The sequence below is a fragment of the Curtobacterium sp. NPDC086286 genome, from assembly GCF_044746255.1.
Taxonomy (GTDB): domain Bacteria; phylum Actinomycetota; class Actinomycetes; order Actinomycetales; family Microbacteriaceae; genus Curtobacterium.
The window spans coordinates 16,082-39,423 of record NZ_JBIVBW010000013.1; the positions used below are offsets into that span (position 1 = coordinate 16,082).

General features: G+C 67.7%; 22 protein-coding genes and 1 pseudogene. 14 read left to right on the forward strand and 9 right to left on the reverse strand.

Annotated features, from left to right (window positions below; translation table 11 throughout):
* Positions 1-322: 322 nt before the first annotated feature.
* Genes ACIPKM_RS18210 through ACIPKM_RS18225 form a run of 4 tightly spaced genes read right to left on the reverse strand, consistent with a single transcriptional unit; the run spans position 323 to position 3,871 of the window.
* Positions 323-949, reverse strand: a complete 627-nt coding sequence (locus ACIPKM_RS18210) for a response regulator (protein WP_402737268.1) — start codon at positions 947-949, stop codon at positions 323-325.
* Positions 946-2,145, reverse strand: a complete 1,200-nt coding sequence (locus ACIPKM_RS18215) for a sensor histidine kinase (protein WP_402737269.1) — start codon at positions 2,143-2,145, stop codon at positions 946-948. The genes ACIPKM_RS18210 and ACIPKM_RS18215 overlap by 4 nt, the downstream gene beginning before the upstream one ends.
* Before the next feature lie 53 nt (positions 2,146-2,198).
* On the reverse strand, positions 2,199-3,035 hold the full coding sequence (locus tag ACIPKM_RS18220) for an ABC transporter permease (RefSeq protein WP_402737270.1): 837 nt from the start codon (positions 3,033-3,035) through the stop codon (positions 2,199-2,201).
* Entirely contained in the window at positions 3,032-3,871 is an 840-nt protein-coding gene (locus tag ACIPKM_RS18225; RefSeq protein WP_402737271.1) for an ABC transporter ATP-binding protein, read from the reverse strand. Before ACIPKM_RS18225 ends, ACIPKM_RS18220 begins: the two co-directional genes overlap by 4 nt.
* 208 nt (positions 3,872-4,079) lie before the next feature.
* Between ACIPKM_RS18225 and ACIPKM_RS18230 the strand changes: the two genes are divergently transcribed.
* The 6 genes from ACIPKM_RS18230 to ACIPKM_RS18255 all read left to right on the forward strand — a co-directional run bounded on the left by ACIPKM_RS18230 (position 4,080) and on the right by ACIPKM_RS18255 (position 7,866).
* Positions 4,080-4,361 (forward strand): hypothetical protein, encoded by a 282-nt coding sequence (locus ACIPKM_RS18230; RefSeq protein ID WP_336697154.1) that lies wholly within the window; start codon positions 4,080-4,082, stop codon positions 4,359-4,361.
* Entirely contained in the window at positions 4,358-6,094 is a 1,737-nt protein-coding gene (locus ACIPKM_RS18235) for an alpha/beta hydrolase (protein ID WP_402737272.1), read from the forward strand. Before ACIPKM_RS18230 ends, ACIPKM_RS18235 begins: the two co-directional genes overlap by 4 nt.
* 86 nt (positions 6,095-6,180) lie before the next feature.
* Positions 6,181-6,564, forward strand: coding sequence for a hypothetical protein (locus ACIPKM_RS18240; RefSeq protein WP_402737273.1), 384 nt, complete (start codon positions 6,181-6,183; stop codon positions 6,562-6,564).
* Between the two features lie 100 nt (positions 6,565-6,664).
* Positions 6,665-7,057 carry a hypothetical protein gene (locus tag ACIPKM_RS18245; protein WP_402737274.1) on the forward strand — a complete coding sequence of 131 codons (393 nt, stop codon included), beginning with the start codon at positions 6,665-6,667 and terminating at the stop codon, positions 7,055-7,057.
* A complete protein-coding gene (locus ACIPKM_RS18250) occupies positions 7,054-7,377 on the forward strand; it encodes a hypothetical protein (protein WP_071301791.1) in 324 nt (107 codons plus the stop codon). The genes ACIPKM_RS18245 and ACIPKM_RS18250 overlap by 4 nt, the downstream gene beginning before the upstream one ends.
* Positions 7,378-7,386: 9 nt before the next feature.
* Positions 7,387-7,866: a hypothetical protein gene (locus ACIPKM_RS18255; RefSeq protein WP_402737275.1), complete on the forward strand. Its 480-nt coding sequence runs from the start codon at positions 7,387-7,389 to the stop codon at positions 7,864-7,866.
* Positions 7,867-7,883: 17 nt separating this feature from the next.
* Here the strand turns inward: ACIPKM_RS18255 and ACIPKM_RS18260 are convergent, their stop codons facing one another.
* Positions 7,884-8,657, reverse strand: a complete 774-nt coding sequence (locus tag ACIPKM_RS18260) for an SDR family NAD(P)-dependent oxidoreductase (RefSeq protein WP_402737276.1) — start codon at positions 8,655-8,657, stop codon at positions 7,884-7,886.
* A gap of 110 nt (positions 8,658-8,767) precedes the next feature.
* On the opposite strand from ACIPKM_RS18260, the gene ACIPKM_RS18265 reads away from it, so the two are divergent.
* The 5 genes from ACIPKM_RS18265 to ACIPKM_RS18285 all read left to right on the forward strand — a co-directional run bounded on the left by ACIPKM_RS18265 (position 8,768) and on the right by ACIPKM_RS18285 (position 13,846).
* Positions 8,768-9,724, forward strand: a complete 957-nt coding sequence (locus ACIPKM_RS18265; RefSeq protein WP_402737277.1) for an AraC family transcriptional regulator N-terminal domain-containing protein — start codon at positions 8,768-8,770, stop codon at positions 9,722-9,724.
* A gap of 132 nt (positions 9,725-9,856) precedes the next feature.
* Entirely contained in the window at positions 9,857-10,789 is a 933-nt protein-coding gene (locus tag ACIPKM_RS18270; RefSeq protein ID WP_402737278.1) for an NADP-dependent oxidoreductase, read from the forward strand.
* A 107-nt stretch (positions 10,790-10,896) separates the two neighbouring features.
* The gene (locus ACIPKM_RS18275; protein WP_402737279.1) at positions 10,897-11,259 is read left to right on the forward strand and encodes a lactococcin 972 family bacteriocin; all 363 of its coding nucleotides are present in this window, start codon (positions 10,897-10,899) and stop codon (positions 11,257-11,259) included.
* A gap of 32 nt (positions 11,260-11,291) precedes the next feature.
* Positions 11,292-13,199, forward strand: coding sequence for a hypothetical protein (locus ACIPKM_RS18280; protein ID WP_402737280.1), 1,908 nt, complete (start codon positions 11,292-11,294; stop codon positions 13,197-13,199).
* Entirely contained in the window at positions 13,196-13,846 is a 651-nt protein-coding gene (locus ACIPKM_RS18285; protein WP_402737281.1) for an ABC transporter ATP-binding protein, read from the forward strand. Before ACIPKM_RS18280 ends, ACIPKM_RS18285 begins: the two co-directional genes overlap by 4 nt.
* A 95-nt stretch (positions 13,847-13,941) precedes the next feature.
* Here the strand turns inward: ACIPKM_RS18285 and ACIPKM_RS18290 are convergent, their stop codons facing one another.
* On the reverse strand, positions 13,942-16,101 hold the full coding sequence (locus tag ACIPKM_RS18290; RefSeq protein WP_402737282.1) for a UvrD-helicase domain-containing protein: 2,160 nt from the start codon (positions 16,099-16,101) through the stop codon (positions 13,942-13,944).
* A gap of 150 nt (positions 16,102-16,251) precedes the next feature.
* Here ACIPKM_RS18290 and ACIPKM_RS18295 point away from each other — a divergent pair, with 150 nt between their 5' ends.
* Genes ACIPKM_RS18295 through ACIPKM_RS18305 form a run of 3 tightly spaced genes read left to right on the forward strand, consistent with a single transcriptional unit; the run spans position 16,252 to position 20,197 of the window.
* Positions 16,252-18,771, forward strand: coding sequence for a DUF262 domain-containing protein (locus ACIPKM_RS18295; RefSeq protein ID WP_402737283.1), 2,520 nt, complete (start codon positions 16,252-16,254; stop codon positions 18,769-18,771).
* Positions 18,768-18,926 carry a hypothetical protein gene (locus ACIPKM_RS18300; RefSeq protein ID WP_402737284.1) on the forward strand — a complete coding sequence of 53 codons (159 nt, stop codon included), beginning with the start codon at positions 18,768-18,770 and terminating at the stop codon, positions 18,924-18,926. The genes ACIPKM_RS18295 and ACIPKM_RS18300 overlap by 4 nt, the downstream gene beginning before the upstream one ends.
* 23 nt (positions 18,927-18,949) lie before the next feature.
* Positions 18,950-20,197, forward strand: coding sequence for a hypothetical protein (locus ACIPKM_RS18305; protein ID WP_402737285.1), 1,248 nt, complete (start codon positions 18,950-18,952; stop codon positions 20,195-20,197).
* 230 nt (positions 20,198-20,427) lie between these two features.
* Here the strand turns inward: ACIPKM_RS18305 and ACIPKM_RS18310 are convergent, their stop codons facing one another.
* From ACIPKM_RS18310 to ACIPKM_RS18320, 3 genes and pseudogenes are all read right to left on the reverse strand, one after another.
* Positions 20,428-22,968, reverse strand: a complete 2,541-nt coding sequence (locus ACIPKM_RS18310; RefSeq protein ID WP_402737286.1) for an N-6 DNA methylase — start codon at positions 22,966-22,968, stop codon at positions 20,428-20,430.
* 55 nt (positions 22,969-23,023) lie between these two features.
* Positions 23,024-23,200 (reverse strand): annotated as a pseudogene (locus ACIPKM_RS18315) (DNA-formamidopyrimidine glycosylase family protein); the annotation flags it as partial.
* A 4-nt stretch (positions 23,201-23,204) separates the two neighbouring features.
* The coding region (locus ACIPKM_RS18320; protein WP_402737287.1) for a putative dsRNA-binding protein at positions 23,205-23,342 on the reverse strand (138 nt) is incomplete at its 5' end.

The window sequence follows — 23,342 nt, forward strand, 5'->3', positions numbered from 1 at the left end:
TGTTCCGGGACGGGAGGCGCGGTGCGGGCTGGCGCCGCGCCTCCCGTCCGGTGGAGCTGGGTTTGCGGCGCGCCGCGGACGGGATCGTGTGGTCGCCTCTGACCGTTCTGGTTCGGGATCCCCGGGGATCGCGAACCGGAACGGTCACGCGCTCAGGCTGGTCCGATCGGTCGAGCGTCCACGTCTGCCGCGCCTCGTCGATGTCGAGCCGGAACTGCCAGTGCTCCCGCGGTGACTCCTGGTGGACGCCGTCGATGACGGTTCGTCCCCGTCGTCGGAGGGCGGCGATCTCCTGGGCGACTGCGGGACCGTCGGGGCGGGGTCAGCGGAGGAGGCCGAGCTCCATCGCGCGGGTCACGGCGCGCGTCCGGTCGTTGACGCCGAGCTTCTCGAACACGTGCCCGAGGTGCGTCTTGACGGTGGTCTCGCTGACGAAGAGCGTGCGGCCGATCGCCGGGTTCGAGTTGCCCTGCGCGACGAGCTGCAGGACCTCGAGTTCGCGCGGTGACAGTGTCGGCCCGGTCGTGGGCTTGCCGGTCGCCCGGCGGACGAGGGCAGCTGCAGCCGAGGGTGCGAGTGCCGTCCCACCGCGTGCCGTCGCGCGGAGGCCCGCGAGGATCTCCGACTCCGGCGCCGCCTTGAGCAGGTACCCCGCGGCACCGGCCTCGATCGCGGCGAGGATCTGGTCGTCCGACTCGTAGGTCGTGAGGATGAGCACGCGGACGCCCGGCTCGCGGGCGAGGATCCGCGCGGTCGCGTCGTCGCCGTCGAGGCCGGGCATGCGGAGGTCCATCAGGACGACGTCGGGTCGTTCGGCGAGCGTGATCGCGACCGCCGCCTCGCCGTCGCTCGCCTGCCCGACCACCTCGACGTCGTCGGCGTCCTGGAGCAGCGCGACGATGCCGGCGCGGACGATGGGGTGGTCGTCCGCCACGACGACGCGGATCACCGGTGCACCTCCGTCAGTGGTGCGTCGACTGCCGGGAGGCGCGGCTCGGCCCCGGTGGGCAGCGTCACCTCGACGACGGTGCCACGTCCGGCGTCGCTCGTGATCGCGCAGGTGCCGCCGGCGAGGGCGAGCCGCTCGCGCAGGCCCCGCAACCCGTGGCCCGCGGTCGGGAGGGACGCGTCGAAGCCGACGCCGTCGTCCGAGACCCGCAGGCCGACCCGGTCGGCTGCCACGTGCAGTGCGACCCGCGCCGTGGCGGCGTGGGCGTGCGCGCGGACGTTGGCCAGTGCCTCCTGGGCGGCGCGGAGCAGCACCACCTGCGCGTCGCGGTCCAGCGCGCAGTCCGCTGCCTCGACCGTGACCGGGACGCCGGTCTCGCGCGTGAACCGTTCGCCGAGGCGGTGCAGGGCGGCGCCGAGCCCGTCGCCCGCCACCCCGGCTGCACCCGCCGCGACGAGGGTGCGGGACTCTTCGAGCGCTGCGCGGGCTGACTCCTCGAGGATGGTGAGTCGCTCGTCGAGTCGGTCGACGCGTTCGGCCGCGAGGTCCCCGCGGGCGCGCTCGGTGAGCATGACGATGCCGGCGAGGTTCTGTGCGACGGTGTCGTGGATCTCGCGGGCGAGGCGTTCGCGTTCGCTCGTCACGCCGGCGCTGCGGTGGGCCTCGGCGAGGGAGTCCTGGGTCGCACGGAGTTCGTCGAGCAGGCGACGTCGTTCGTCGGAGAGCTCGGCGATCCGGGTGATCCAGAGTCCGAGCGCGCAGGCACCTGCGATGCTGACACCCTCGATGAGGACCGTGCTGACGAGGCTGTCCGGGCCGCTCGCGATCTGGAGCCCGATCCCCGCGGCGACGCCGATAGCGACCGAGACCACGACCGCCGTCCGTGTCCGGTCGATCTGGCACCACGCGACGGGGAAGAGGATGCACTGCACGAGGGCGGTGCTCGGGACGACCGCGGGGAGCACGAGCGCCGCGAGCACCAGCAGCGGGACGAAGCCGGCGGCAGCGCGGGGGACCTCGTAACCGCGCCACCCGTACGCCGCGTAGGCCACGGCGAGGACACCGAGCATCGCGAACGCCGGCCAGCGGTCCGTCCACGGGGACCACCCGAGCACGGTGATCACCGCGACGAGGGCGATCGTGACGCCGAACGCCACGTGCAGGCCCCAGTTGCGGTGCGCCGTGATGCGGTCCATGGCCTCAGCATCCCATCGCCCGGATGCCGCCGAGCGGTTTTCCACAGGCCGGATCACGCGTCCTTGCGATTCCACCGGAACGTCAGCAGGCAGGCCACCGCGCCCAGGACCAGCCACGCTGTCAGGACGAGGACTCCGAGGCCGAGGTGCCACGCGCCTCCTGGCTCGGCGGACGCGAACGCGTCGGGCAGGAAGACCGACCGCATGCCGGACGCCATCCACCGCAGGGGGAAGACGGACGCGACGTTCTGCAGCCAGTCGGGGAGCTGCGTGAAGGGGAGGTAGACGCCGGAGATGAACTGGAGGACCAGGACGATGGGGACGATGGTGGCGGTGGCGCGGCGGCCCTCGCGGGGGAGCGCCGAGATCGCGATGCCCAGGACGCAGCTCGTCGCGACCCCGAGGAGCATGATGCCCGCGAAGTGCGCCCACGCGCCGCCGTCGGTGGGCAGGTCCACGCCGAAGACGAGGCTCGCGATCGCCAGCAGCAGAGCGGTCTGCACGACCGTCGTGACGAGGACCATGCCGATCTTGCCGATGAAGTAGCTCACCACCGGCAGGGGTGTGCCGCCCAGACGCTTCAGCGTGCCGTCGCTGCGTTCGCCCGCGATGTCGACACCGAGGGACTGCGTGCCGGACAGCAGGATGCCCGTCGCGACCAGGCCGGGCAGGTAGTACGTGGCGTAGTCGACGCTGACGTTCGGGCCCGCCTGGATGTCCGGCGCGCTGCTGAACGCGACCGAGAACAGCGCCAGCATGACGATGGGGAAGAGGAAGGTGAAGAAGACGGCGTCGGGGGCTCGGAAGTACGAGCGGAGCTCGTAGCCGATGCGGTGCGCGCCGATCGTGGCGGCGTTCGTGGTGGTCGTGTTCGTCGTCGCGGTGCTCATCGGTGGCCGACCATTCCGAGGTAGACGTCCTCGAGGGACGGGCGGATGACTTCGAGGTCATGCATGGGTTCCGGGGTGCTCCGGATCAGGGCGGTCGGTTCGTTCGTGCGCCGTTCGTGGGGTTCGCCGCCGTCGTCACGCCACCTGACGCGTGGGGTGCGGGCCTCGGCGCCGCCGATCTCGTCGATCGGGGCGATGTCGAGCAGCCTGCCGTCGGCGATGACCGCTGCCCGGTCGGCCAGGTTTGCGGCCTCGTCGAGGTAGTGCGTGGTGAGGAGGATCGTCGTGCCCTCGCGCTTGACCTCGTCGATGAGGTCCCAGAAGCGGCGCCGGGCCTCCGGGTCGAAGCCGGTCGTGGGCTCGTCGAGGAAGAGGACCTCGGGGCGGCCGATGATGCCGAGGGCGACGTCGACGCGGCGCCGTTGGCCGCCGCTCAGTCTGCTGATGCGGGTGTTGCGCTGCGGCTCGAGCCCGGTCTTCTCGAGGAGTTCTTCGACGCTGCGGTGCCGCGGGTACAGGGTCGTGAAGTGCCGGAGCTGTTCCGCGACGGTGACGTTGGGGGACTCGGCGCTGGTCTGCAGGACGATCCCGATGCGTGCGTTGTGGCTGCGGCTCGTGCGGGCGGGGTCGTGGCCGAGCACCCGGACGTCACCGTCGGTGCGGGTGCGGTAGCCCTCGAGGATCTCGACCGTGGTGGTCTTGCCGGCGCCGTTCGGGCCGAGGAGCGCGAAGGTCTCGCCGCGGGGGATGTCGAAGGAGACGTCGTCCACGGCGCGTTTGCCGGTGGCGTACTGCTTCGTGAGGTGGTGGACCTCGATGGCGGGGGTGTCGGGCATGGGTCCAGCCTGGCCCCTGGGTGCGATCAGGGGATCGGCCGGTGCGGTGGTCGTCGCATCCTCCGATCGGAGGATGGCCCGCCGGACTGGAGGCGCGGCGCGCCCTGGGCGTGCACCGGTCGTCCACAGGCCGGTTGCGTCCGGCAACGTGCGTGATATGTTGCCGGTGGGGGCGTCGCGGTGGGTGCGACGTCGGAAGGGGGAAACGATGGCCGACCTGCGGGTCTCGTACAGCACGCTCGACGGCGTGTACCACGCCCTGGAGTCGGCGACGAAGACGTTCGACGGGGCCTCGATGCCGGAGGACGGCGGGGCCTTCGGCGCCGATGACGTGGCCGCGGCCTTCGCGACGTTCCGTGCCGCGCAGCAGCGATCGGCCGCGTGGCTGGGCGACACCAGTCGCACGCTCGGGCAGTACGCGCACGACACGAAGTCGCTCGTGCAGGACGCCGACGACGACCTCGCGGGCAAGGCCGGGGGTGCGGGATGACGGCCGACCCGCTCGCCGGCGACCCGGCCGCCGTCATGAAGCTCTCCCGCGCACTCGCCGACCGCCAGGATGACCTCCGCACCGGAGCCACGACGGTTGCTCGTGCCGCCGATGACGCAGCCGACTGGGAGGGCGCGTCGAAGGACCGGTTCTCCGCCACCGTCGGCACGATCGCACCCGCAGCACAGCGCATCATCGGTCGACTCGACGCCGCCATCGACGTGCTCGGTACCTACGCCGACGAAGTGCAGCGGATCCAGGACGAGGCCGAGCGCATCCGTGCGTCCCAGTTGACCACCGCCATGGACTCGGCCATCACCGCCCTGTCCCTCTCCGCGGCGAAGCTAGCCGTCTCGGCGAAGGACGCTACCGATGCCGACGCGCGACAGGCTCGCCGGCTGCAGTCCGACGCGGACGACCTCGCAGCGACCGCATCCCGTCTCGATGCCGAGTGGGATGCACTCGTCCGACGACGGGCCACGGCGGACCGTGCTGCGTCGGCCGGGTTGTCCGCCACCGACGTCCTCGGCGTGGCGCCTTCGTACTCGGGGACGCTCGGCAGGATGAGCGACGCCGACTTCCTCGCTGCCGTCGCCGGGATGCCGCCCGAGGTCCTGGCGGCGCAGGACCGGTCGGTCGGTGATCGGCTCGCCGGGATGCCGCCCGAGACCGTGCAGGCGTGGTGGGACGGACTCGGTGGTCGGGGGTCCGCCGGCGAGCACTCGGCGGCGCAGGACGCGCTCATCACGGCGTTGCCGGCGGTGATCGGGAACCTGAACGGCGTGCCGTACTGGGCGCGGGACCAGGCGAACCGGTTGAGTGCGCAGCGGGCGTACGCGCAGGCGAGCGGCGCCCTGCGCGATGCTCAGGACAAGTACGGGAAGGCGGTCGGGCGGGCTGCGCAGGCTGCCGCCCAACGGGAGCTGATCTCGGCGCAGGAGCGGTACGACCAGCTGAAGAACTTCAGCGCCGGCGCGCGTACCCAACTCGACCTGGTGGACCAAGTTCCGCGGCAGATGATCACGTTCCACGACGGTGCGCCCCCGCTCGGTGCTTTCTCCGTCGGCGACCTGGACACGGCCGACGGCGTGTCGTTCCTCGTGCCGGGCATGGGGTCATCGCTCGCTGACACGACCCAGTACATGCGAGCCGGAGCGAACGTCCTGGCGACGCAGCAGCAGGTCGGGGCCGACACAGCGATCGTGTCGTGGATCGGGTACGAGGCGCCGCCGAATGCAGCCAGCACAGGCAACCTCGGCGTTCTGGGCGAGACGTACGCTGACCGTGGGGCATCCAAGCTCGCCTCCGACCTGGTCGCCTTCCGCGCTGTACGGCCCGACGCGCAACTGAACGTCATCGCGCACTCGTACGGATCCACGACGACGGCACTCACGCTCGCCCGGAATCCCGATCTCGGTGTCCACTCGTTCGTCACCCTCGGCTCCGCTGGGATCCCGTCCTCCGTACCTGACGCGGCAGCCACGCACGCTGACCACATGTACGCGGCCCAGGCAGCAGAGAAGGGCGACATCGCCTACATCGGACGGAAGTACAGCTTCCCGCACCGGCTCGACCCCGCCGACGGTTTCGACGGGGTGACGAGGATCGACACAACCGGGACACACCGCGTGAACATCCACGGACTCACCGCGGGACAGGGATCAGGAGACCGAGGGTACTTGGACATCGGTACCCCTACGCTGTCCGATGTGGCGGAGGTGACGCAGCCGTGAGGGTGCAGTGGAAGACGGAGATCGTCATCGTCGTGGGGGCGCTCGTCGCCCTCGGCGTGACGGCATGCGCTGGAGGGGGCCAATCGATGCCGACACCGAAGGAAGCCAAGGCCGCGGCCGTGGAACTGCTGCTGAAGACCGAGGCGGCAGTCGACGTGCCGTGGCCGGAGACACCGGAACCGTCTGCCGAGAAGTGCCCGGGCGGCGTCCGCTTCGGCTACTTCGTGCCGGTGAAGACCGAGACGGATGCCCGATCGGTCGCACAGACGTTCCAGCGCCTGTGGAAGTCCGAGGGGCTGACGGTCGAACCGTCGCAGAAGGACTTCGGCGGCGAGGGCGGGATCCTCTACTCGGCGACGGCCGATGCTGACGGGGCCGCAGGTGCCGCCTACCAGGTGAACGCGACCTCGGTCGTCGTGCGGATCACGTCGCCGTGCGCCAGCGGGTCCGTCGACGACTACGACGAATGACGTGGGTGGTGTGAGCCGCCCGGGCCGAGCCCTCGCGGCGCTCGCCGGTGCTGCCAGCCTCGCGCTCTCCGGGTGCGGGACGACGAGAGCGGGACAGCCCATGACGATCGAAGAGGCACAATCGCAAGCGATCATCGAATTCCGGTCGGTGCTCGCGCTGGCCCCGGACACGTGGCCGCAGGAGGTGCCGAAGGCGGCCGCGTACGACTGCCGGATCGACGGGGCGCGGGCCGTGCAGTTCGGGTACTACGTCGAGGTGGACGCGCCGGACGATCCCGGGACGCTCGTGGCACAGGCAGGTGAGCACTGGGAGCGCGAGGGCTACGAGTTGTCGAAGACACAGACGGAGATGGACCCGGAGACCGGTCAGGTCTACGCCGTGGTGGCGCGAGCCGACGGCAAGCCCCGTGCTTCGATGGCAGCCACCAAGGTCCGCGCGCACGTCAACGTGGACTCGCGCTGCGTCCTCGGCGACCCGGACGACTACCGGTGACGGCCGGGGAACCCGAGTCCACCGCCGGGGAGAGCGCGACGGCTGACGACCTGCGGCTCCGGCGCAACCGGCTGATCTTCGGGATCGTCGTCGCGCCGATCGGAGTCCTGATCGCACTCTTCCTGTCGTTCGTGGTGCAGATCAGCTCCGCGTGGCGATCGACGAGCGATGGCGGGGCTGCGGCCGGACCGCAGATCGTGGCGATCGTGATCGGCCTGCTCGCCACCGTCCCAGCGCTCATCGCCGGGATCCGAGCGCTCCGTGATCGAGTCCTCGAGGTGGCGGCATCGGGAGCGACGGTGGTGGCGGGCGTCGGCTAGCTCGCCGTCGTGCTGCTCGTCATCGTCCCGTCGTTCGAGATCCTCCCGCGCGCTGCCCGCGATGCCGACAGGTACGCACAGCAGCAGCGGCAGGAGGAACTCGACGACCTGGACTCGGGCTACGGGCCCGGATCGGCCGAGGAAGCGGGTCAGGAGATGCAGGAGTACGTCGACGATGCGCTGCAGCTGCTCGACGTGGCGCCGAGCGCCGTACGGACGAGCACCTGGTCCACGAGCGGCACGACCGCCGCGGGCAACACCTGTCGGGCCTTCCACGAGCGCATCCGACTCGGAGACGTGGTCGACCGTTCGAGCACCGCGGAGACCCTGCGGACGGCGTGGACGGCCGAGGGCGACCACACCGGGTTCGATGAGCGGAACGGCCACCTCGACCTCAGCGTCTACTCCGCCGACGCCACGATCTCGTGGCTCAGGACCGACAACGTGCTCCTCGTCGAGAGCGACTGCATCCCGTCCGGGGCGCCCTGACGGGCAGCGATGTGCCCTCAGCGCAGGCGCGTGGACGCGATCCCACCGTCGACGTCGAGCGTCCCACCGTTCACGAACGCCGCCTCGTCTGACACGACCCACCGGACGGCGCGGGCGATGTCGACCGGCTGCACCGGCACCCCCGCGGGCGTCCCCTGCGTCATCGCCGCGAGCACGTCCGCCGAGTCCGCGTTCCCCGGCGTCGCCGTGGCCCCCGGCGCCACCGTCACGACCCGTACCCCGCGGTGCCCGTACTCGGCCGCCCACGCCCGGGTCAGCTGCTCGACCGCGGCCTTCGTCGCCGGGTAGAGGCCCATGAACGGCACCCCGACCCGGGCCATCCACGAGCCGATGTTCACGACGACGCCGGACCCGCGCGCGGCCATCCCCGGGGCGAGCGCCGCCACGAGGACGTGCGGTGCCCGGACGTTCGTCGCGAGCAGCGCGTCGACGGTTTCGTCGGACAGGGACTCCGTCGGACCGCCGGGGTAGACGCCGGCGTTGTTCACGAGGACGTCGACGTGCCCGCCGAGCAGCTCTCGGGCCGCGGCGGCGAACGCCCGAACGTCGGGAGCATCAGCGGAGAGGTCCGCCACGATCGGGAGGGCTCGGCCACCCCGGCGCTCGATGTCGTCGACGACGGAACGCGTGCGGACGGCGTCGCGGCCGTGCACGGCGACGGTCATGCCGGCGGCAGCGAGTTCGCGGGCGATGGCCTCGCCGATGCCGCTCGAGGCGCCGGTCACGAGTGCGGTGCGGACGGTGGTCTGGTCACGGGGTTCAGTGGTCATGCATCGATGCTCGACCCCCGGGCAGCCCCGCACCTTGCCCGTTCCAGCGGAAATCTTGCCGGATTCCGCACGAGTTCCTCGGCGCCGGGAGAACTGCGTAGCGTGGGCACGTGGACGATCGCACGGCGCAGCACCTCGACCGCGCGGTGGAAGTGGCCTCGCGGCACGCCGCCGTGCTCGACCGGGCGTCCACCGTCGACACCGTCGCCCGTCCCGCCTCGGTGCAGCGGGCCGAAGCACTGGGCCTGACCGTCTCCCGCGTCCACGAGCCGACCGGACTCTTCGACCGGCGGTACGTCCCGTCGTTGTCCGTCGTCCTCCGCGGCCGGAAGCGTTCGATCGTCGGGGACGACGACCAGGTCTGGGGCCGCGAGCGGTTCATCATCACGCCCGTGGACCTCCCCGTGGTCGCCGGGGTGATCGACCCCGCCGGCAGCGAGGGCTTCGTCTCGGCGGTCTGGAAGCTCGACGCGGTCGTCGTCGGCGAGGTCGTGGCGTCGATGTCGAGCACGACCACCAGCACGAGCCGCACGGACCTCCCACGACTCGGCGAGTGGACGACCCCGCTCGCCGATGCCTTCAGCCGACTACTCGCGCTGCTCGACGCCCCCGAGGACATCCCCGTCCTGTTCCCCCTCGTCTCGCGCGAGATCGTCCTCCGCCTGCTGCAGACCGCGCAGGCACCACGCATCACCGCCGCACTCGACCGAGCCGGAGCCGACGTCGGACTGGTCACGGCGGCGACCGCACTCCTGACCGGGCAGATGGACGAACCGTGGACGATGGAACGCCTCGCCCGCGAACTCCGGGTCAGCGAGAGCACCCTCTTCGCCCGCTTCAAGCAGGCCACCGGCATGTCACCCGCGCAGTACCTCAAGCGGACCCGACTCGGGGAAGCGCGTCGCCGCATGGTCCTGCACGCCGACACCGCCGCCCGCGCCGCGGCCGCCGTCGGCTACCGCAGCGCCTCCCACTTCTCGCGGGACTACCGCGAGGCGTACGGCCGGCCCCCGGCCGCCGACGCCGTGGTGGCGCGCGAGCAGCTGGCGCTCGCCCCCGCCGTGTAGCCGGCCCAGTGCCGGACTGGAGGCGCGGGTCGGCGGTGATCCGCGCCTCCAGTCCGACGGATGGTGCGTCCCGACCACCGCCACCGGCCCGCTCGCTGGGTGCGGCCGAGCGTCGTCCGGTAGACCGGAACGGTGAAGGTCGTAGGAGTCGAACAGTTCGGAGGGCCGGAGGCCCTCGCCGTCCATGAGGCGCCGGAGCCGCACGCTGGTGCGGGGTCCGTGCGGATCCGGGTGCAGGCGTTCGCCGTGAACCCGACCGACACCGGTGTGCGCGCCGGTCAGCGGGACAGCTCGCAGGCCTCGGCGCCGTACGTGCCGGGGATGGACGCCGCCGGGGTCATCGACGAGGTCGGGCCCGACGTCTCCGGGTGGGAGGTCGGCGACGAGGTCATGGCGATCGCGCTGCCGCTCAGCGCGCACGGGGGTGCGTACGTCGAGGAGCTCGTCGCGCCGGTCGGGTCGTTCACGCGGATCCCTCGGGGGACGTCGCTTCCGCTTGCATCGACGGTGCCGATGAACGGGCTGACGGCGTTGCAGATCCTCTCGCGGGCGGGGCTCGCTCCCGGGCAGACGCTCGCCGTGACCGGGGCTGCGGGGTTGCTCGGGAACTACGTCGTGCAGCTCGGGGTCGCTGCTGGACTCACCGTCATCGCCGATGCTGCGCCCGCGGACGAAGCGCTGGTCCGGTCGCTCGGGCCGGCGCACATTGTGGCGCGTGGGTCCTCGTTCCCCGTCGCTGTGCGCGAGCTCGTGCCGGACGGGGTCGATGCGCTCGCCGATGCTGCGGTGCAGCGGGCTTCGGTGGTCGATGCCGTCCGCGACGGGGGAGTGTTCCTCGACGTGCGGGGGTGGGAAGGGAACGGGGCTCGTGGCATCCGGTTCGAGCAGATCGCCGTGTTCGCGGAGTACCGGTCGTTCGAGAAGCTCGAGCAGCTGCGGCATGCGGTGGAGAGTGGGACGGTGACGCCGCGGGTTGCGGAGGTGCTGCCGGCCTCGCGGGCTGGGGAGGCGCATGAGCGGCTCGAGGCTGGGGGGACGCGGGGACGGTTCGTGTTGACATGGTGATACCACCATGACGATGTTGTATTTGTGATATCCGTAATTTCAGATTGCCGGGCAGTTCTGCTTTGCTCCTTGCATCGTCCCGAACGGGGCGAGTGAAGGAGAACATCATGAAGAAGCGCACGATGCAGCTCAGTGTCGCTGTGGTCGCGGCCGCGATCATCCCGGCACTGACCACCGCGGGGGTCGCGCACGCAACCGTCGACCGCGGAACGATCACCAGTGGCAGCGCCGCGGTGGACGGCACCACGAAGCGTGCCGCGACGGAAGTGGTCGGCGGAGGGTTCTGGTCCTACGGCGTGGACAAGACGGATGTGTGGTCCCTGTACGACCACCAGAAGCTCGTGCACAGCACAGCGGTGAAGTCGTCGGGCAAGACCACGTCCTCGGGCAGGGTCGCCAAGGGCAAGGTCGCCTACGCGAGCCGCGGGAAAGCGCTCTTCGGCAACTCGTCGTTCTGGAACATCTACTGATCCGCGGCTTCGCGGCTGCCACGGTGATCGCCGTGGCAGCCGCGGTGCTGATGGCGGCGGCGCTGGCCGTGTTCGCAGTCGGGAACGTGGAAGCGGCCGGTCTCGCTTCGGGGCGTACCGCGATCGACATCACGGATCTGCCCTTCGGGCCGGAGAAGCCCGAGCACATCGCGATGCTCGAAGGAGCGGCAGAGCGTCACGGCGTCGACCTCGCACTGGTGACGCCGGACCGAGATGGCACGCCGGCGGCGTTCGACGCCTACATCCTGAACGGTGCGTTCGAACCACCGACGTTCTGGGCGAGGTCGACCCCACACCGGAGCAGTGACGTCCGTGACGCGGTGATCACGTGGACCTACGCGCTCGACGGTGCTCCCGACGACGTCGACGCACTGTTGCGGACGTTGCATGAAGACGGATTCGTGTACTCCCCGGCATCCGTCAGCCCGCGCGGAGCGCTGCTCGCCGCGCTGTCGAGTCCGGGGATCGCCGGAGCTGTGCTGGCGGTGATCGCTGCCGTGCTGATCGCCCTCACCGCTGAGTCGCGGCACAGGGATGCACGCACTCGCGTGCGGCTCCTGAACGGCTGGTCACGTCGTGCGGTGGCGATTCGGGAAGGCATCGAGTCACTCGCCCTCGTCGGCACGTGCGCAGTGCCCACGATTGCGGTTCTGGCCGTGTTCGTGATGGTACGCGGCGCCTCTCCCACAGTGGTCCACCTGCTCACCACGACGGTCGCCATGCTGATGGTCGGTCTCGCGTCGACCGTCGCCGTCGCGCACGTCGGGATCATGCGACTTGCCGGACGGCTCGGATCCGTGAGTCGTGATGCGCGCTCACGGACCATGCTCGTCGCCACCATCAGCATCGGACTCGTCGTGCTCACGACTGCGACCGGTTCGTCCGTCGCGAGCCAGCTCCAGACGAGCCGCCACCTCGAGCGGACGCTCGCGGCCGAGGTCTCGACCGGAGACGACGTCACGCTCGGGATCGGGTTCGCGAACGAGGCCCAAGACGACGCACTCGGCGCGATCGGCGCTGAGGCGCTCGAACGTGGCACTGCCCGGATGGCGATGACGAACTTCCTGCAGAACGCGCTCCTCGTCTCCGACGACGGCCAGCGGGGAGTTGCGCGAGCGTCTCGGGACGGTGCCACAGTCCTCGTTCCGAGACGGCTCGCAGGCAGCACCTCGCCGATCACAGCGGCTGTGGAAGAAGCCTTCGCCGATGGTTGGGCGGTCGATGACACCGCGCCGGCACGAGCAGTCCCGGTCGCCGTCCGCGTGGTACCGAGCACTGCGGATCTCGTGCGGTCCGCGGAGCGCTGGGTGACGTGGGGCCTGCCCCGGAACGACGCGAGCGACGATCTGCCGGTCGTCGTGCTCCACACCATCCGAGACCTCGCCCCGAATCGGATCGGTTTGGCCGTCCACAACAGTGAAGTGCGCTTCGGCGATCGTGAGGCCCTCGTGTCCGCGCTCCGCAACTCGAGCGCGATCGACGTCGTCACGCAGATCAACCGCGTCGGTACGACCATCGCCGACGACCTCGCGAGGGTGCGGACCGAGCGCTCCGTCCAGATCGGCGCGGGGATGGTGATGGTCGCATCCCTGCTCCTCGCCGCCGTCCAGCTCGCGGCGGACCACCGACGTCGCACGGCCCAGCGGTGTCGACTGCGGATGATCGTCGGACGGGGGACCTCGGGGATCCATGCTCCGTTCGTCGTCGCCTGCGCGGTCGTGACCGGCGCAATCTCTCTGCTGACGGTTCTCGCGCTCCTCGACGGTCAGGGTCTCCGCGCCGCGGTGTTCGCCGGACTCACCACGGTCGGCGCGACGGTCGGACTCGTCGTCGCGGCCCTTCTGCTGACCCACCGACACCGCGAGTCCCTTCGGCCACGGCCGAGACTGTTGCATCCTCGAGATCGGATCACACGATGAAGCACGTTCCTCTGGTCGCGGTCAGCGGCCTCTCGTACGACCTCGGAACGCGCACGCTGTGGCGGGACATCGACTTCGAGGTTCCTCCGGGCGGGGCACTCGCGCTCCGTGGTGCGTCCGGCGCCGGGAAGACCACGCTCCTTCGATGCCTCGCCGCGATGGAGCGCCCATCGAGCGGCAGCATCGTCATGGCCGGGATCTCGGTCGATGAAGCCTCGAGGCGCGAACGAACGCGACTGCGCCGGACCGTGGTCGGGTCCATCGTCCAGGATCATGCCGTCGTACCCGAGTGGACGGTCGAGGCGAACTTGCGGGTGCTTCGGCTCGATGGGGTCGGCAGGGCGGAACTCGACATGCGGATCGGACAGGCCTTGCGAGCCGTCGGACTCGGTGGCCGGTGGCGTGCTCGGGCGGAGACGCTCAGTGGCGGCGAACGGCAGCGCGTCGCTGTGGCGCGGGTGCTCGCACAGCGCCCGCTCGTGGTCCTGGCGGATGAGCCGACGGCGTCGTTGGATCGGGAGAGCGCGGCGCGAGTCCGCGCGGGACTCGATGCGTTGCGGGCGTCGGGGAGTGCCGTCGTCGTGGCGACGCACGATCCCGAGCTCGTCGAGTGGGCAGATGGCACCCGTGACCTTGATGCGGCCTGACCTGCACGCGACGACCGGGCGCTCGACGCACGCGCTCGGGCGGTCCGTCCGGCACATCGACGACGTGGACGAGCCCAGCTGAAGCCGCCGAGCGCTCAGCGACTGCTCCGGACCCCGACCCACAGCCCGTCCCGCGCCCGCGTCATCCCCACGTACAACTCCCGCCGGCCGCGCTCTCGCCGCTCCCGATCCGTCTCGGACGGCTCACCCGTCACCGGATCCAGCAGCCGACGGTCGACGTGCGCCAACAGCACCTGCTTGAACTCGAGCCCCTTCGCCCGCTTCACGGTGCCGACCCGTACGGCGTCGGACGTCCTGCCGGAGTACTCGTCGAGCATGATCACCGGGATCCCCGCCTCCCGCAGGACACCCCGGACGTCGTCCGCGTGCCGCTTCGTCGCGGTGAGGATCCCCACGTCACCGTGCCCCGTCCCGATCAGCCGGAGCACCTCGCTCAGCCGCGCGATCATCGAGCGGTCGTGCTCGGCCCGGCTCGAGAACCGGTGGAACGCCGGCGTGGGACCGGAGCGCGAGACGTCGGACACTGCATCGCCGACACCGTCCACGCCCTCGATGTCGACGAACTGGTCGTCCGCCACCATCTCCTTCGCGAACTCGAGGATCGCCGCCGTGTTGCGGTGGTTCACGTCGAGCACGACACCGTGTCCGGAGAGGCTGATGCCGACCTCGCCGAGCGTGTAGCCGCCCGGGTAGATCGTCTGCTGGCCGTCCCCGATGAGCGTCAGCCCGTCGGCTCGGTCCCCGACGAGGTGGTGCATCAGCGAGACCATCGCGCACGACAGGTCCTGCGCCTCGTCGACGATCACCGCGTCGTACCGCTCGAGCGGCACCGCCGCGACTGCATCGCGCGCGAGCAGGACGATGTCCTCCCAGTCGTGCGCGCGCCGCTCGCGCAGGCCGCGCGAGTACGCCTCGTAGAGGTCCCACACCGCCTGCCGCGTCTCCACGGGCAGCGCGTGCTTGCGCCCGACGCGCGCCAGGTCGGCGTACTCGTCGAAGCGCGTCAGGCCGCGCCCCTTGATGACGTGCTTGATCTCGTCCTCCCAGTAGGAGCGCGAGAAACGCGAGGACCGCAATGGACTGGAGGCGCGGATTGCGTTCCAGGCGTCGTCGAACGCGAGTCGCGCCTCCCGTCCGGGTGTGCGGAACGCGATCCCGCGTTCCTTCAGCAGGCGCGTGGCGAACGCGTGGACGCCCATGAAGTCGACGCGACCGACCATGTCGGGCGCGAGGCGCCCGAGGAGCGACTCGAGGACCTTCGGCAGCGTGCCGATGTACGTCGTGAACAGAATGCGGCCGCCGGTCGAGCGGGCGAGGTACGCCGCGCGGTGGAGGCCGACGACGGTCTTGCCGGTGCCCGCGGCGCCGCGGATGCGCGCCGGGCCGTTGAAGCTGCGGCGGATGAGTTTTGCCTGGGCGGGGTCGAGGAAGGCCATCCAGTCCTCGATGGGTGCCTCGAGGACGCCGTCGAGGAGCTGGTCCGTGAGCTCGTCGTCAAGCGTGGGGATCCTCGGCGCGGGTTCGCGGGGGAGGACGGCTGCGGTGACGACGATCTGCGGCGGTGCCGCTGCGTCGTCGCCGATCACGGGGAAGTGGATGAGCATCGCGGCGAGGACCTCGTCGACGCGTGATGCCGAGAGCCGGGCGCCGCGCTTGGTGATGTGGCCGACGAGGTCGTGCGTGCCGATGACGTCGACGGAGGCGACGCGGGCGTGCATGCGCTTCTGGCCAGCGAGTGCGGCGACGGCGTGGACCTCGCCGGGTGCGAGACCGATGTCCGCGAGGGCGGCCTCGGTGCTGTACGCGAGGTCGGCGAGGCGGGCGATGTCGTCGGTGACGTCCTCCTGGCCGCGGGTGATCCGGTCGCCGTGGACCGCGACCTCGCGCCAGGCCTTCGTGTCCACGATGAAGACGCCGGCGCGGCCGACGACGACCATGTCGACCTGGGCGGTGCGGCTGCCTGGCCAGCGGCGGTCGGCGAGGAGGTGGTAGCCGATGCCGGCGAGTGGGGCGAGGAGCTGGGCGGTCTCGCTCTCGGTGCGTTCGGCGATCTCGAAGCGGGCGGCACGTTGTTCGGCGTCGTGTGCCTGGCGTCGGAGTTCCTGTGCGTGGCTGCGCTGGCGGCGTGCTTCGACACCTGCCGATTCCCCGGCGATCGTCATGGTGGTGTCCCTCGGGGAGTTCCTGGTCCTCGGTGCCGCTCGTCGTCCCCGGGACGAGTGGTGTTGAACCATCCTCGTGGGTGGGGAGGTGGGGCGGGAGTACCCGTTGTGGGGTGGCGGGCGGACTTCCGCATCGATTGTGCGGTTCCGCAAGTCCCTCACGTGGGGCGTGGAATCCAGCTGGCTTCTGTCCCTAGGATTCAGACGACTGAGGGGATACACATGGACGTGCGTGAAACGACGCTGCAGGAGCTGCTCGGGGGCCCGAAGCAGTACCTGGTGCCGCTGTACCAACGGCCGTACGCGTGGCAAGGACGCCAACGTGATCGCCTCTGGAGCGACATCCTCGAACTCGCCGAGACACGCCGGACGAACCCGGGTGCAACGCACTTCATGGGGTCCCTCGTGCTCTCGACCGGCGCCATCGTCCCGACCGGCATGGAGTTCCTGGTCGTGGACGGTCAACAGCGGTTGACGACGTTGTCGATCCTGCTGTGTGCGCTGCGCGACTACCTCCGAATCCACCAGAAGGAACAGCCGATGCTCGCGGAGAGCATCCACGAACAGTACGTGGCTGATCGGTTCAAGCCGGGCGACGCACGATTGAAGCTCCTGCCGACACAGGCGGACCGCGACGCCTTCCGCGCTGTCGTGGACGGTGCTGTCGGCGCTGATTCGGATTCCGGCGTGGGGCAGGCCTATTCGTTCTTCCGCCGAGCACTCGAGCTCGCAGATGATCCGGACGACCCACATGACATCGAGCGGATCCGCGAGGCTGTGCTCGGCGGCCTGACATTCGTGTCGATCACCGCTCGCGACGAGGACAACGTCTACCGGATCTTCGAGTCGCTCAACAACACCGGACTCCGACTCACCCAGGGAGACCTGGTGCGGAACTACCTGTTCATGCGGCTCGGATCCCGAGGCGAGTCCGTGTACTCGTCCTGGTGGCTGCCGATGCAGCGACGCCTGACCGGGGACGACCTCGAACTCATCTTCTGGCTCGATGCGGTGGCTGACGAACCGCTGCTGAAGCAGGGGGACATCTACAGCTACCAGCAGGCTCGCCTCGCGAAGATGGAGGACGAGCAGATCCTTGAGGAGATCGAGCGGTTCAGCCGCCTGTCCGAACAGCTCGCCGTCATCCGAGATCCGTCGCTCGAGCCCGAACCGGCCCTCCGGAAACATCTGCAGCACCTCGCGGAGTGGGGATCGACGACCACTGTGCCGCTCACGCTTCGCCTGCTCGCCCGCCGCGCGGCCGGCACGAGCAGCGCGGAAGAGGTCACCGGCGCGCTCGCCGCGATCGAGTCGTACATCGTGCGGCGGACGATCGGCGGTCGACCTGGACAAGGCTTGAACCGCACGATCCTGCAGGCTTGTGGAGTCATCGACGACCGCCCGGTCGACCGCGTGCTCCTGGACTACTTCTCGACGGGCCGGAAGTACTTCGCAACCGACGACCAGGTGCGTGACGCCGTCCGGACCCAGCCGTTCTACCTCCGTGGCCTCCGCACGCAGCAGAAGCTCATCCTCAAGTGGGTGCAGGAGGAACGCAACCCGAAGGAGCTCGTCGACGTCGAGAAGTCGACGATCGAGCACATCCTTCCCCAGACTCTGACGCCTGAGTGGCGAAGAGCACTCGAGGTGGACCTCGGGGACGATGAAACATTGGAGGAGGTCCACGAGCAGCTCGTCCACCAGCTCGGGAACCTCACGCTCACTGGCTACAACTCCGAGCTGAGCAACCGGTCGTTCGCCTCGAAGCAGGAGGAATACCGGAACAGCAGTTACAGCGCGCTCAATCAACGCGTGCTCGAGGCAGCAGTCTGGGGCCGCGAGCAGATCCGTGCGCGTGGCGATTGGTTCGCTGACCGGATCGTCGAGCAGTGGTCCGGTCCGGACGAACGTGTCCAACCCGAAGCGACCGGTCGCGACTGGTCGATCGTCCACCAGGCGATCATGGCGATCCCCGCTGGTCGGTGGTCGTCGTACGGCGATGTGGCAGCGCTCATCGGGACTCACCCGGTACCGCTCGGCAACCACCTCAGCAGCGTTCCGGTCGCGGGTGCGCATCGCGTCCTGCAGGGTGGAGGAACAATCTCACCAGGCTTCCGTTGGTTGGAGGCCGACGACGATCGCGACCCGCAGGCCGTTCTCGAGTTGGAGGGTCTGCAGTTCGGGTCGAACGGCGCAGCCGATGAGTCTGCTCGGATCTCGACCGCCGGCCTCGCCGAACTCATCGGGCTGGTCGCAGACGGTTTCGAGGGCATCGACACGACTTCCGACCGCTCGTTCCTGGGGCAGCTCGCAACCGCAAACCCGCCGAGCATCGTGCACGGCGTCACGGAACTGTTCGACGCTTGGAAGGAACTCGGAGGCACCGTCGAGTACGGCTCGAACCGGGAGATCAGTGCCTTCATGACCGCGCCACGGCGAGAAGGCGCCGAGAAGTCGCACTGGCCGTTCACGGTCTACCCGATCAGCGGCACCGTCGAGGTGGTGTTCCAGTACCTGCGCGACCGACCGCCGTTCGACGATGTCGTCCTCCGGGAGGAGTTCCGGGCGCGACTCGACGCCGTACCGGGAATCAATCTTCCCGCTGCCCGGATCGACAAGCGGCCGTCGTTCCCCATCGAGGTACTCACCGAGCCTGCCCCGCGTGAGCAGGTCGTCGAAGCACTGCGATGGTTCATCGGGGAACTACCGGGGGTAGCCGCGACAGAGGAATCTGCAGCATGACGATCACCGCGCCAGATCTCGCCCGAGAGCTGCACGTCGACCCGAAGCGCCTTCGCGCCTTCCTCAGACGAGTAGCCACAGATCATCGCCTCGGCGAACGGTGGGCGATTGATCCCAATCTGGCTGCACTGGCGCGAGAGCGCTTCGGCCGATGAACGACCAGTACCAGGAGACCAAGATGGACGACCAGATCGAGATCATCAGCGACGGTGACGGCCTCGCTGTCTTCGGCGAGCCCGCGGCTGTCGAACAGTTCCTGCGCGGCCAGGGTTTCGCTGATGACGCCGCCCGACCCGCTCAGGAGCTCCCGACGGGTGCTCTCGGAAGCCTTGCGCAACTCACCGCGGCTGGCATGGCGAGCTCGGGACGCTGGGTGCAGCTGACCGAGGAGTCCGCCGCGATCGCACGGAAGCTGCCGCTCATGAGGAACAGCGAAACCGGTCTCTTGATGGGTATCGCGACGACGACCGGCGGGCAGACGAAGCACATCCTGCAGTTCGCTTCGGTCGGCTCGATGCTCAACCCCACCACCATCGCCAGCATCGGCACGATGATGAATCAGATGGCGTTGCAGAAGTCCATCGACGAACTCGCCGACTACCTCGCCGAGATCGACGAGAAGGTCGAGGATGTTCTCCGCAACCAGCAGGATGCCGTACTCGCTGACATGATCGGTGTCGACTTCGTCATCGATGACGCGATGACCGGCCGCGCGTCGTCAGGCCGAGTCGACGAGGCGACCTGGTCCAAGGTGCAGGGGACCGGCGCCACGCTCGCGCGGACGCAGGCATACGCGCTCCGCCAGCTGGATGGCTTGGCGAACAAGCTCGAGAAGAAGATGAAGCTTGGTGAGCTCGCTGATGCCACCGAAGCGATCGAGCCGAAGGTTCGCGAGTGGCTGGCCGTCATCGCGCACTGTCTGCAGCTGCAAGACACCCTAGATGTGCTCGAGCTCGATCGTGTGCTCGATGCGGCGCCGGATGAGGCCACTCAGAAGCGGCTCGCGCTCCGTGCCGTTCGTGAGAACCGCCTCGAGCGCATCGCGGGGAGCACCGGCACATTGATCGAACGGATGGACGCCGCGGTGACACGGGCCAACACGAAGGTTCTGCTGCAGCCCGTCCCGGCCAGGGCGGTCGTACGGGCGAGCAACGGAGTCGGAGCCGCCGTCGGGCAGTTCCATGGGCGGGTTGGTATCGACCGCGAACACACCGAGACCGCCGCCAAACGGTGGCTCGCGGCGCTCGGCGAGCTGCGCGATAAGACTGTCGAGGAGGGGACGGAGGGGATCGTCGCAGCGCGCGCTTTTGGTTCGTCTGCGCTGGAGCGCGCGCGGCTCGCTACAGGTCGGGTTGCATCCGAAGTAGCGGAGCGAGCGCTGCGCGATCAACAGAGAGACAGCGAACATCCGCGAAATGGACAGTAAATGACATCTCGGCATGCTGCTGCGATGAAGCTGTGCAACCGCCCGAGCCTCGCCATCGATCTGACCGATGCTTTACCATCATCTATATAGCTGTACACCAGTTAACAACTGATAACTAAGCAAGCGGAGGCGACCTTGGGGGGCGCCTCCGCTTGCTCGGTCATTTAGCGATGTCGAGCAGGAGCCGGTTGAGGCATATCAAATTGTGGATACTCAAATCCGTAATGAGTTTATGCGTCGTTCTGCAGAAGATTGTCAAGAGCTGCTACCTCAGGAGGTGCAGATGCGCCGATCGATGCACGGATCGACTCGATGTCCGATAGGGACGCCCATCGCTGCATGAGGGCAGTGCTCACACGATTGCTTATTTTCCTGCGCTCTTCCAAGTCACGGCTGAACGGGAGATCAAGTTCCTTCCATCTATCACCCAACGTGGGCAGCGTGGTGTCAACGAATACCCGATTCTCAATTTGGCGTCGAACTTCATCGAGGCTGAGTAAGTAAAGAAGGTAGAAGGCGTCAAGGCGCTCATCTAGGACTCGAAAAATGAGAATCTCCCGTGTGAGTGCTACGTCTACGTCGGAGGGTCCAACCATCGCGCAGTCACCAATTCGGTAACTTCCACGGGCGACCATCACAATGTCGCGGACTTCCAATGGATGAGAACCCACTAGGGCGTCGAAAATGTCTCCCGGGATACGGGCAGTCGGATCCTTATAAATTTCCCAGTTGATAATGTCTTTGACTCTAATGTACGGAAACGTCCCAAGGCCCTTGTATTTCGCTTCCGGACTTCCATGACCTGCACGAACTTCCAACCAGCCCTTGTCGATCAGTTCCTGAACCGTCGTGGCTTCGACGGTGGGATCAGCTTCGATAGATGCAGCAATATCTCGTTCTGGCCAATAGTATCGGGGGATAATTATGCCCCGCTCAAGGACTCTCTCGGCAGAAACCTCGAATGTGTACTTCAGGCGCTCCTTCTCGCGAAGCTCAAAAGTCACTTCTTCCACATCGTCCCATACTTCGTCGGTATGAGTTCCGGTCGAAGGGTCCCAACGGTACATGGTCCTTCCGATATGATCATGCCCCATTTGCTCTGCGGCACCCATAATCATAGTACTTTGCTGCGGGCGATCTTTTTGGATGAAGATTGCGATGCACTTCGCATTATTGAACGGGCGGAAGGTATTGTGAGGAAGGTCAATTGCGCCAAGAATGTTGTGTTCTCGAAGGAGCTGAATCACGTGTCGGTTCGAGGGTGCATGGAAGAACGATTCCGGCAAGACAATTCCTAGACGCCCGCCTGGCTTCAGAAGTTGAAGGCAACGTTCGATAAAGAGTGTTTGCGGGTTCTGCTTGTCCTTTAGCTTGCTGCCGCGCGTGAAGGTTCCGTCTTTGTTTTTCTTCCAGGTATACGCGAGGCTATACTGCGACAGCTTCTCGGCTCCGGTGACCCGGATATCTTTTCCGAAAGGCGGGTTCGCAAGTACCACATCAAATTTCCCTAACGTGACGTGGGATTGGACGGTGGGGGGCCATGCAAACGGCCGCTCTAGCGAATCCGTTGAGAAAATGCTTCCCTTTCCATCACCCATGATGGCCATGTAGGCCTTCGCCACTTTGCTGAGAAGCTCGTCTTTCTCGATCCCATAGAGGGTCTTGATTGCTACCGACTGCTTTTCCTCTGCAGTAGCAGCCTCGCTCCAACCGAGCTTCTCTCCTTGGGCCTCCACCTCCGCCCACTTGTGACGAAGTGTCTCGACTAGGAAGCCGGCAGCCCCGCAGGCCGGATCGATGACAAGCTCGTCTCGCGAAGGATTAAGGTATTCCACCATTGCGCTCACGACGTTGCGCGGAGTAAAAAATTGGCCTTGAGACCCCTTCAGGGTCGCACCAATAAATGTCTCAAATGCTTCTCCCACGGCGTCGCGAGGGGATCCCAGCAAAGAAAAGGCTTGAAGCTCGCCCACGGCAAATCTGAGGCTCGCAGGATCAAGTGTTAGCTTATCGTCCGAATCAAAGACCTCATTGTATTTCGCTTTCACTCGCGCAAAAAGCTTCGCTATCCGCTCATGAATCATCTCCGAAGATTCGTCGGCGGCCGCGCGAAATTCAAGGAGGCCCGCATCTGCAGTGAATCGCTCGTCATATATCTTGCAGAAGACAAGGTTGATCAGTTGAATTGCAAGGACTTCATCTCGAGAAGTGCCGACAACATTCGCACTGAGATGATTTCGCATCGACCGGAATACGGCCTTAAGGTCGCGAGGCACGACCAGATCAGACTTAGTGTACTTTCCAATCGAGCCGATGCTTTCGCCGAAGCGCGGAATGTTCGGTAGTTGTCGGAACTCGACGCCATCGTTAGTGACGTATTTTTCCCAGAATGTTCGCTCCTGACCATTCGTCCAAACTCCCAATTGAGCGGACGAAAGGCGCATATAGTCCTTGAGTTGGTCCTCGCCGTCATTGCGATCGCGCTTTTTTGCCTCAACGATGATGCGAACATCATTTGGTAGCTTTGACTTAGTATCGAATACCGCGATGTCGACCGGATAAGATTTCGTGGTGTCAGAGGGGCTGCTCTTTACCCGGAACTGTGGGCGGGTGGTTATGTTCTCGCGAGGGTAACCATAGTCATTCACGAGGGCGCGTGCGAATGGTTGAGTAGCCTCAACTTCTTCGGGTGTCGCTCGCACTGGGATGCCCGACACAAAATCGTGGATATATCCCTCAGGGGGATTGGTCGGCGAGATGTCGTGAGTCACAGCACCATTCAACCACGCGAGGGTCCTTATTCCGATCGCGATTCGAGCGGTGTCGCCGCCTCTCGCGGGTTAAGGTAGGTGCCTCGGTCAGGCGGTCGGCGAAGTCCTCGGCCGGACCGTCGTGCCGGGTCAGTGCCCGGTCGTCGACGACGTCCACGTGCAGGACCCGCGCGCCGCTGACGGCGGGTTCGAGGCCGGCGCGGACGACCTCGACCTCGGGCAGTTCGGGCACGCGGTCAGGCCGCCCGGCCGGAGAGCTGCGTCCACGCCTGGAGCGCCGCTGCCATCTCGGCGGTCTTCTTGCTCGACCCGGTGCCGGTGGAGACGTCCTCGCCCTGGAGCACGACCGTGGCGTGGAAGGTCTTGTCGTGGTC

Bases quoted from the DNA above. Each gene is read 5' to 3' on its own strand.
- ACIPKM_RS18285 (WP_402737281.1), top strand. From the start codon at position 13,196: ATGAAGCACGTTCCTCTGGTCGCGGTCAGCGGCCTCTCGTACGACCTC.
- ACIPKM_RS18300 (WP_402737284.1), top strand. From the start codon at position 18,768: ATGACGATCACCGCGCCAGATCTCGCCCGAGAGCTGCACGTCGACCCG.
- ACIPKM_RS18260 (WP_402737276.1), bottom strand. From the start codon at position 8,657: ATGACCACTGAACCCCGTGACCAGACCACCGTCCGCACCGCACTCGTG.
- ACIPKM_RS18295 (WP_402737283.1), top strand. From the start codon at position 16,252: ATGGACGTGCGTGAAACGACGCTGCAGGAGCTGCTCGGGGGCCCGAAG.
- ACIPKM_RS18290 (WP_402737282.1), bottom strand. From the start codon at position 16,101: ATGGTTCAACACCACTCGTCCCGGGGACGACGAGCGGCACCGAGGACC.
- ACIPKM_RS18215 (WP_402737269.1), bottom strand. From the start codon at position 2,145: ATGGACCGCATCACGGCGCACCGCAACTGGGGCCTGCACGTGGCGTTC.
- ACIPKM_RS18275 (WP_402737279.1), top strand. From the start codon at position 10,897: ATGAAGAAGCGCACGATGCAGCTCAGTGTCGCTGTGGTCGCGGCCGCG.
- ACIPKM_RS18225 (WP_402737271.1), bottom strand. From the start codon at position 3,871: ATGCCCGACACCCCCGCCATCGAGGTCCACCACCTCACGAAGCAGTAC.
- ACIPKM_RS18230 (WP_336697154.1), top strand. From the start codon at position 4,080: ATGGCCGACCTGCGGGTCTCGTACAGCACGCTCGACGGCGTGTACCAC.
- ACIPKM_RS18245 (WP_402737274.1), top strand. From the start codon at position 6,665: ATGACGATCGAAGAGGCACAATCGCAAGCGATCATCGAATTCCGGTCG.
- ACIPKM_RS18235 (WP_402737272.1), top strand. From the start codon at position 4,358: ATGACGGCCGACCCGCTCGCCGGCGACCCGGCCGCCGTCATGAAGCTC.
- ACIPKM_RS18220 (WP_402737270.1), bottom strand. From the start codon at position 3,035: ATGAGCACCGCGACGACGAACACGACCACCACGAACGCCGCCACGATC.
- ACIPKM_RS18240 (WP_402737273.1), top strand. From the start codon at position 6,181: ATGCCGACACCGAAGGAAGCCAAGGCCGCGGCCGTGGAACTGCTGCTG.
- ACIPKM_RS18305 (WP_402737285.1), top strand. From the start codon at position 18,950: ATGGACGACCAGATCGAGATCATCAGCGACGGTGACGGCCTCGCTGTC.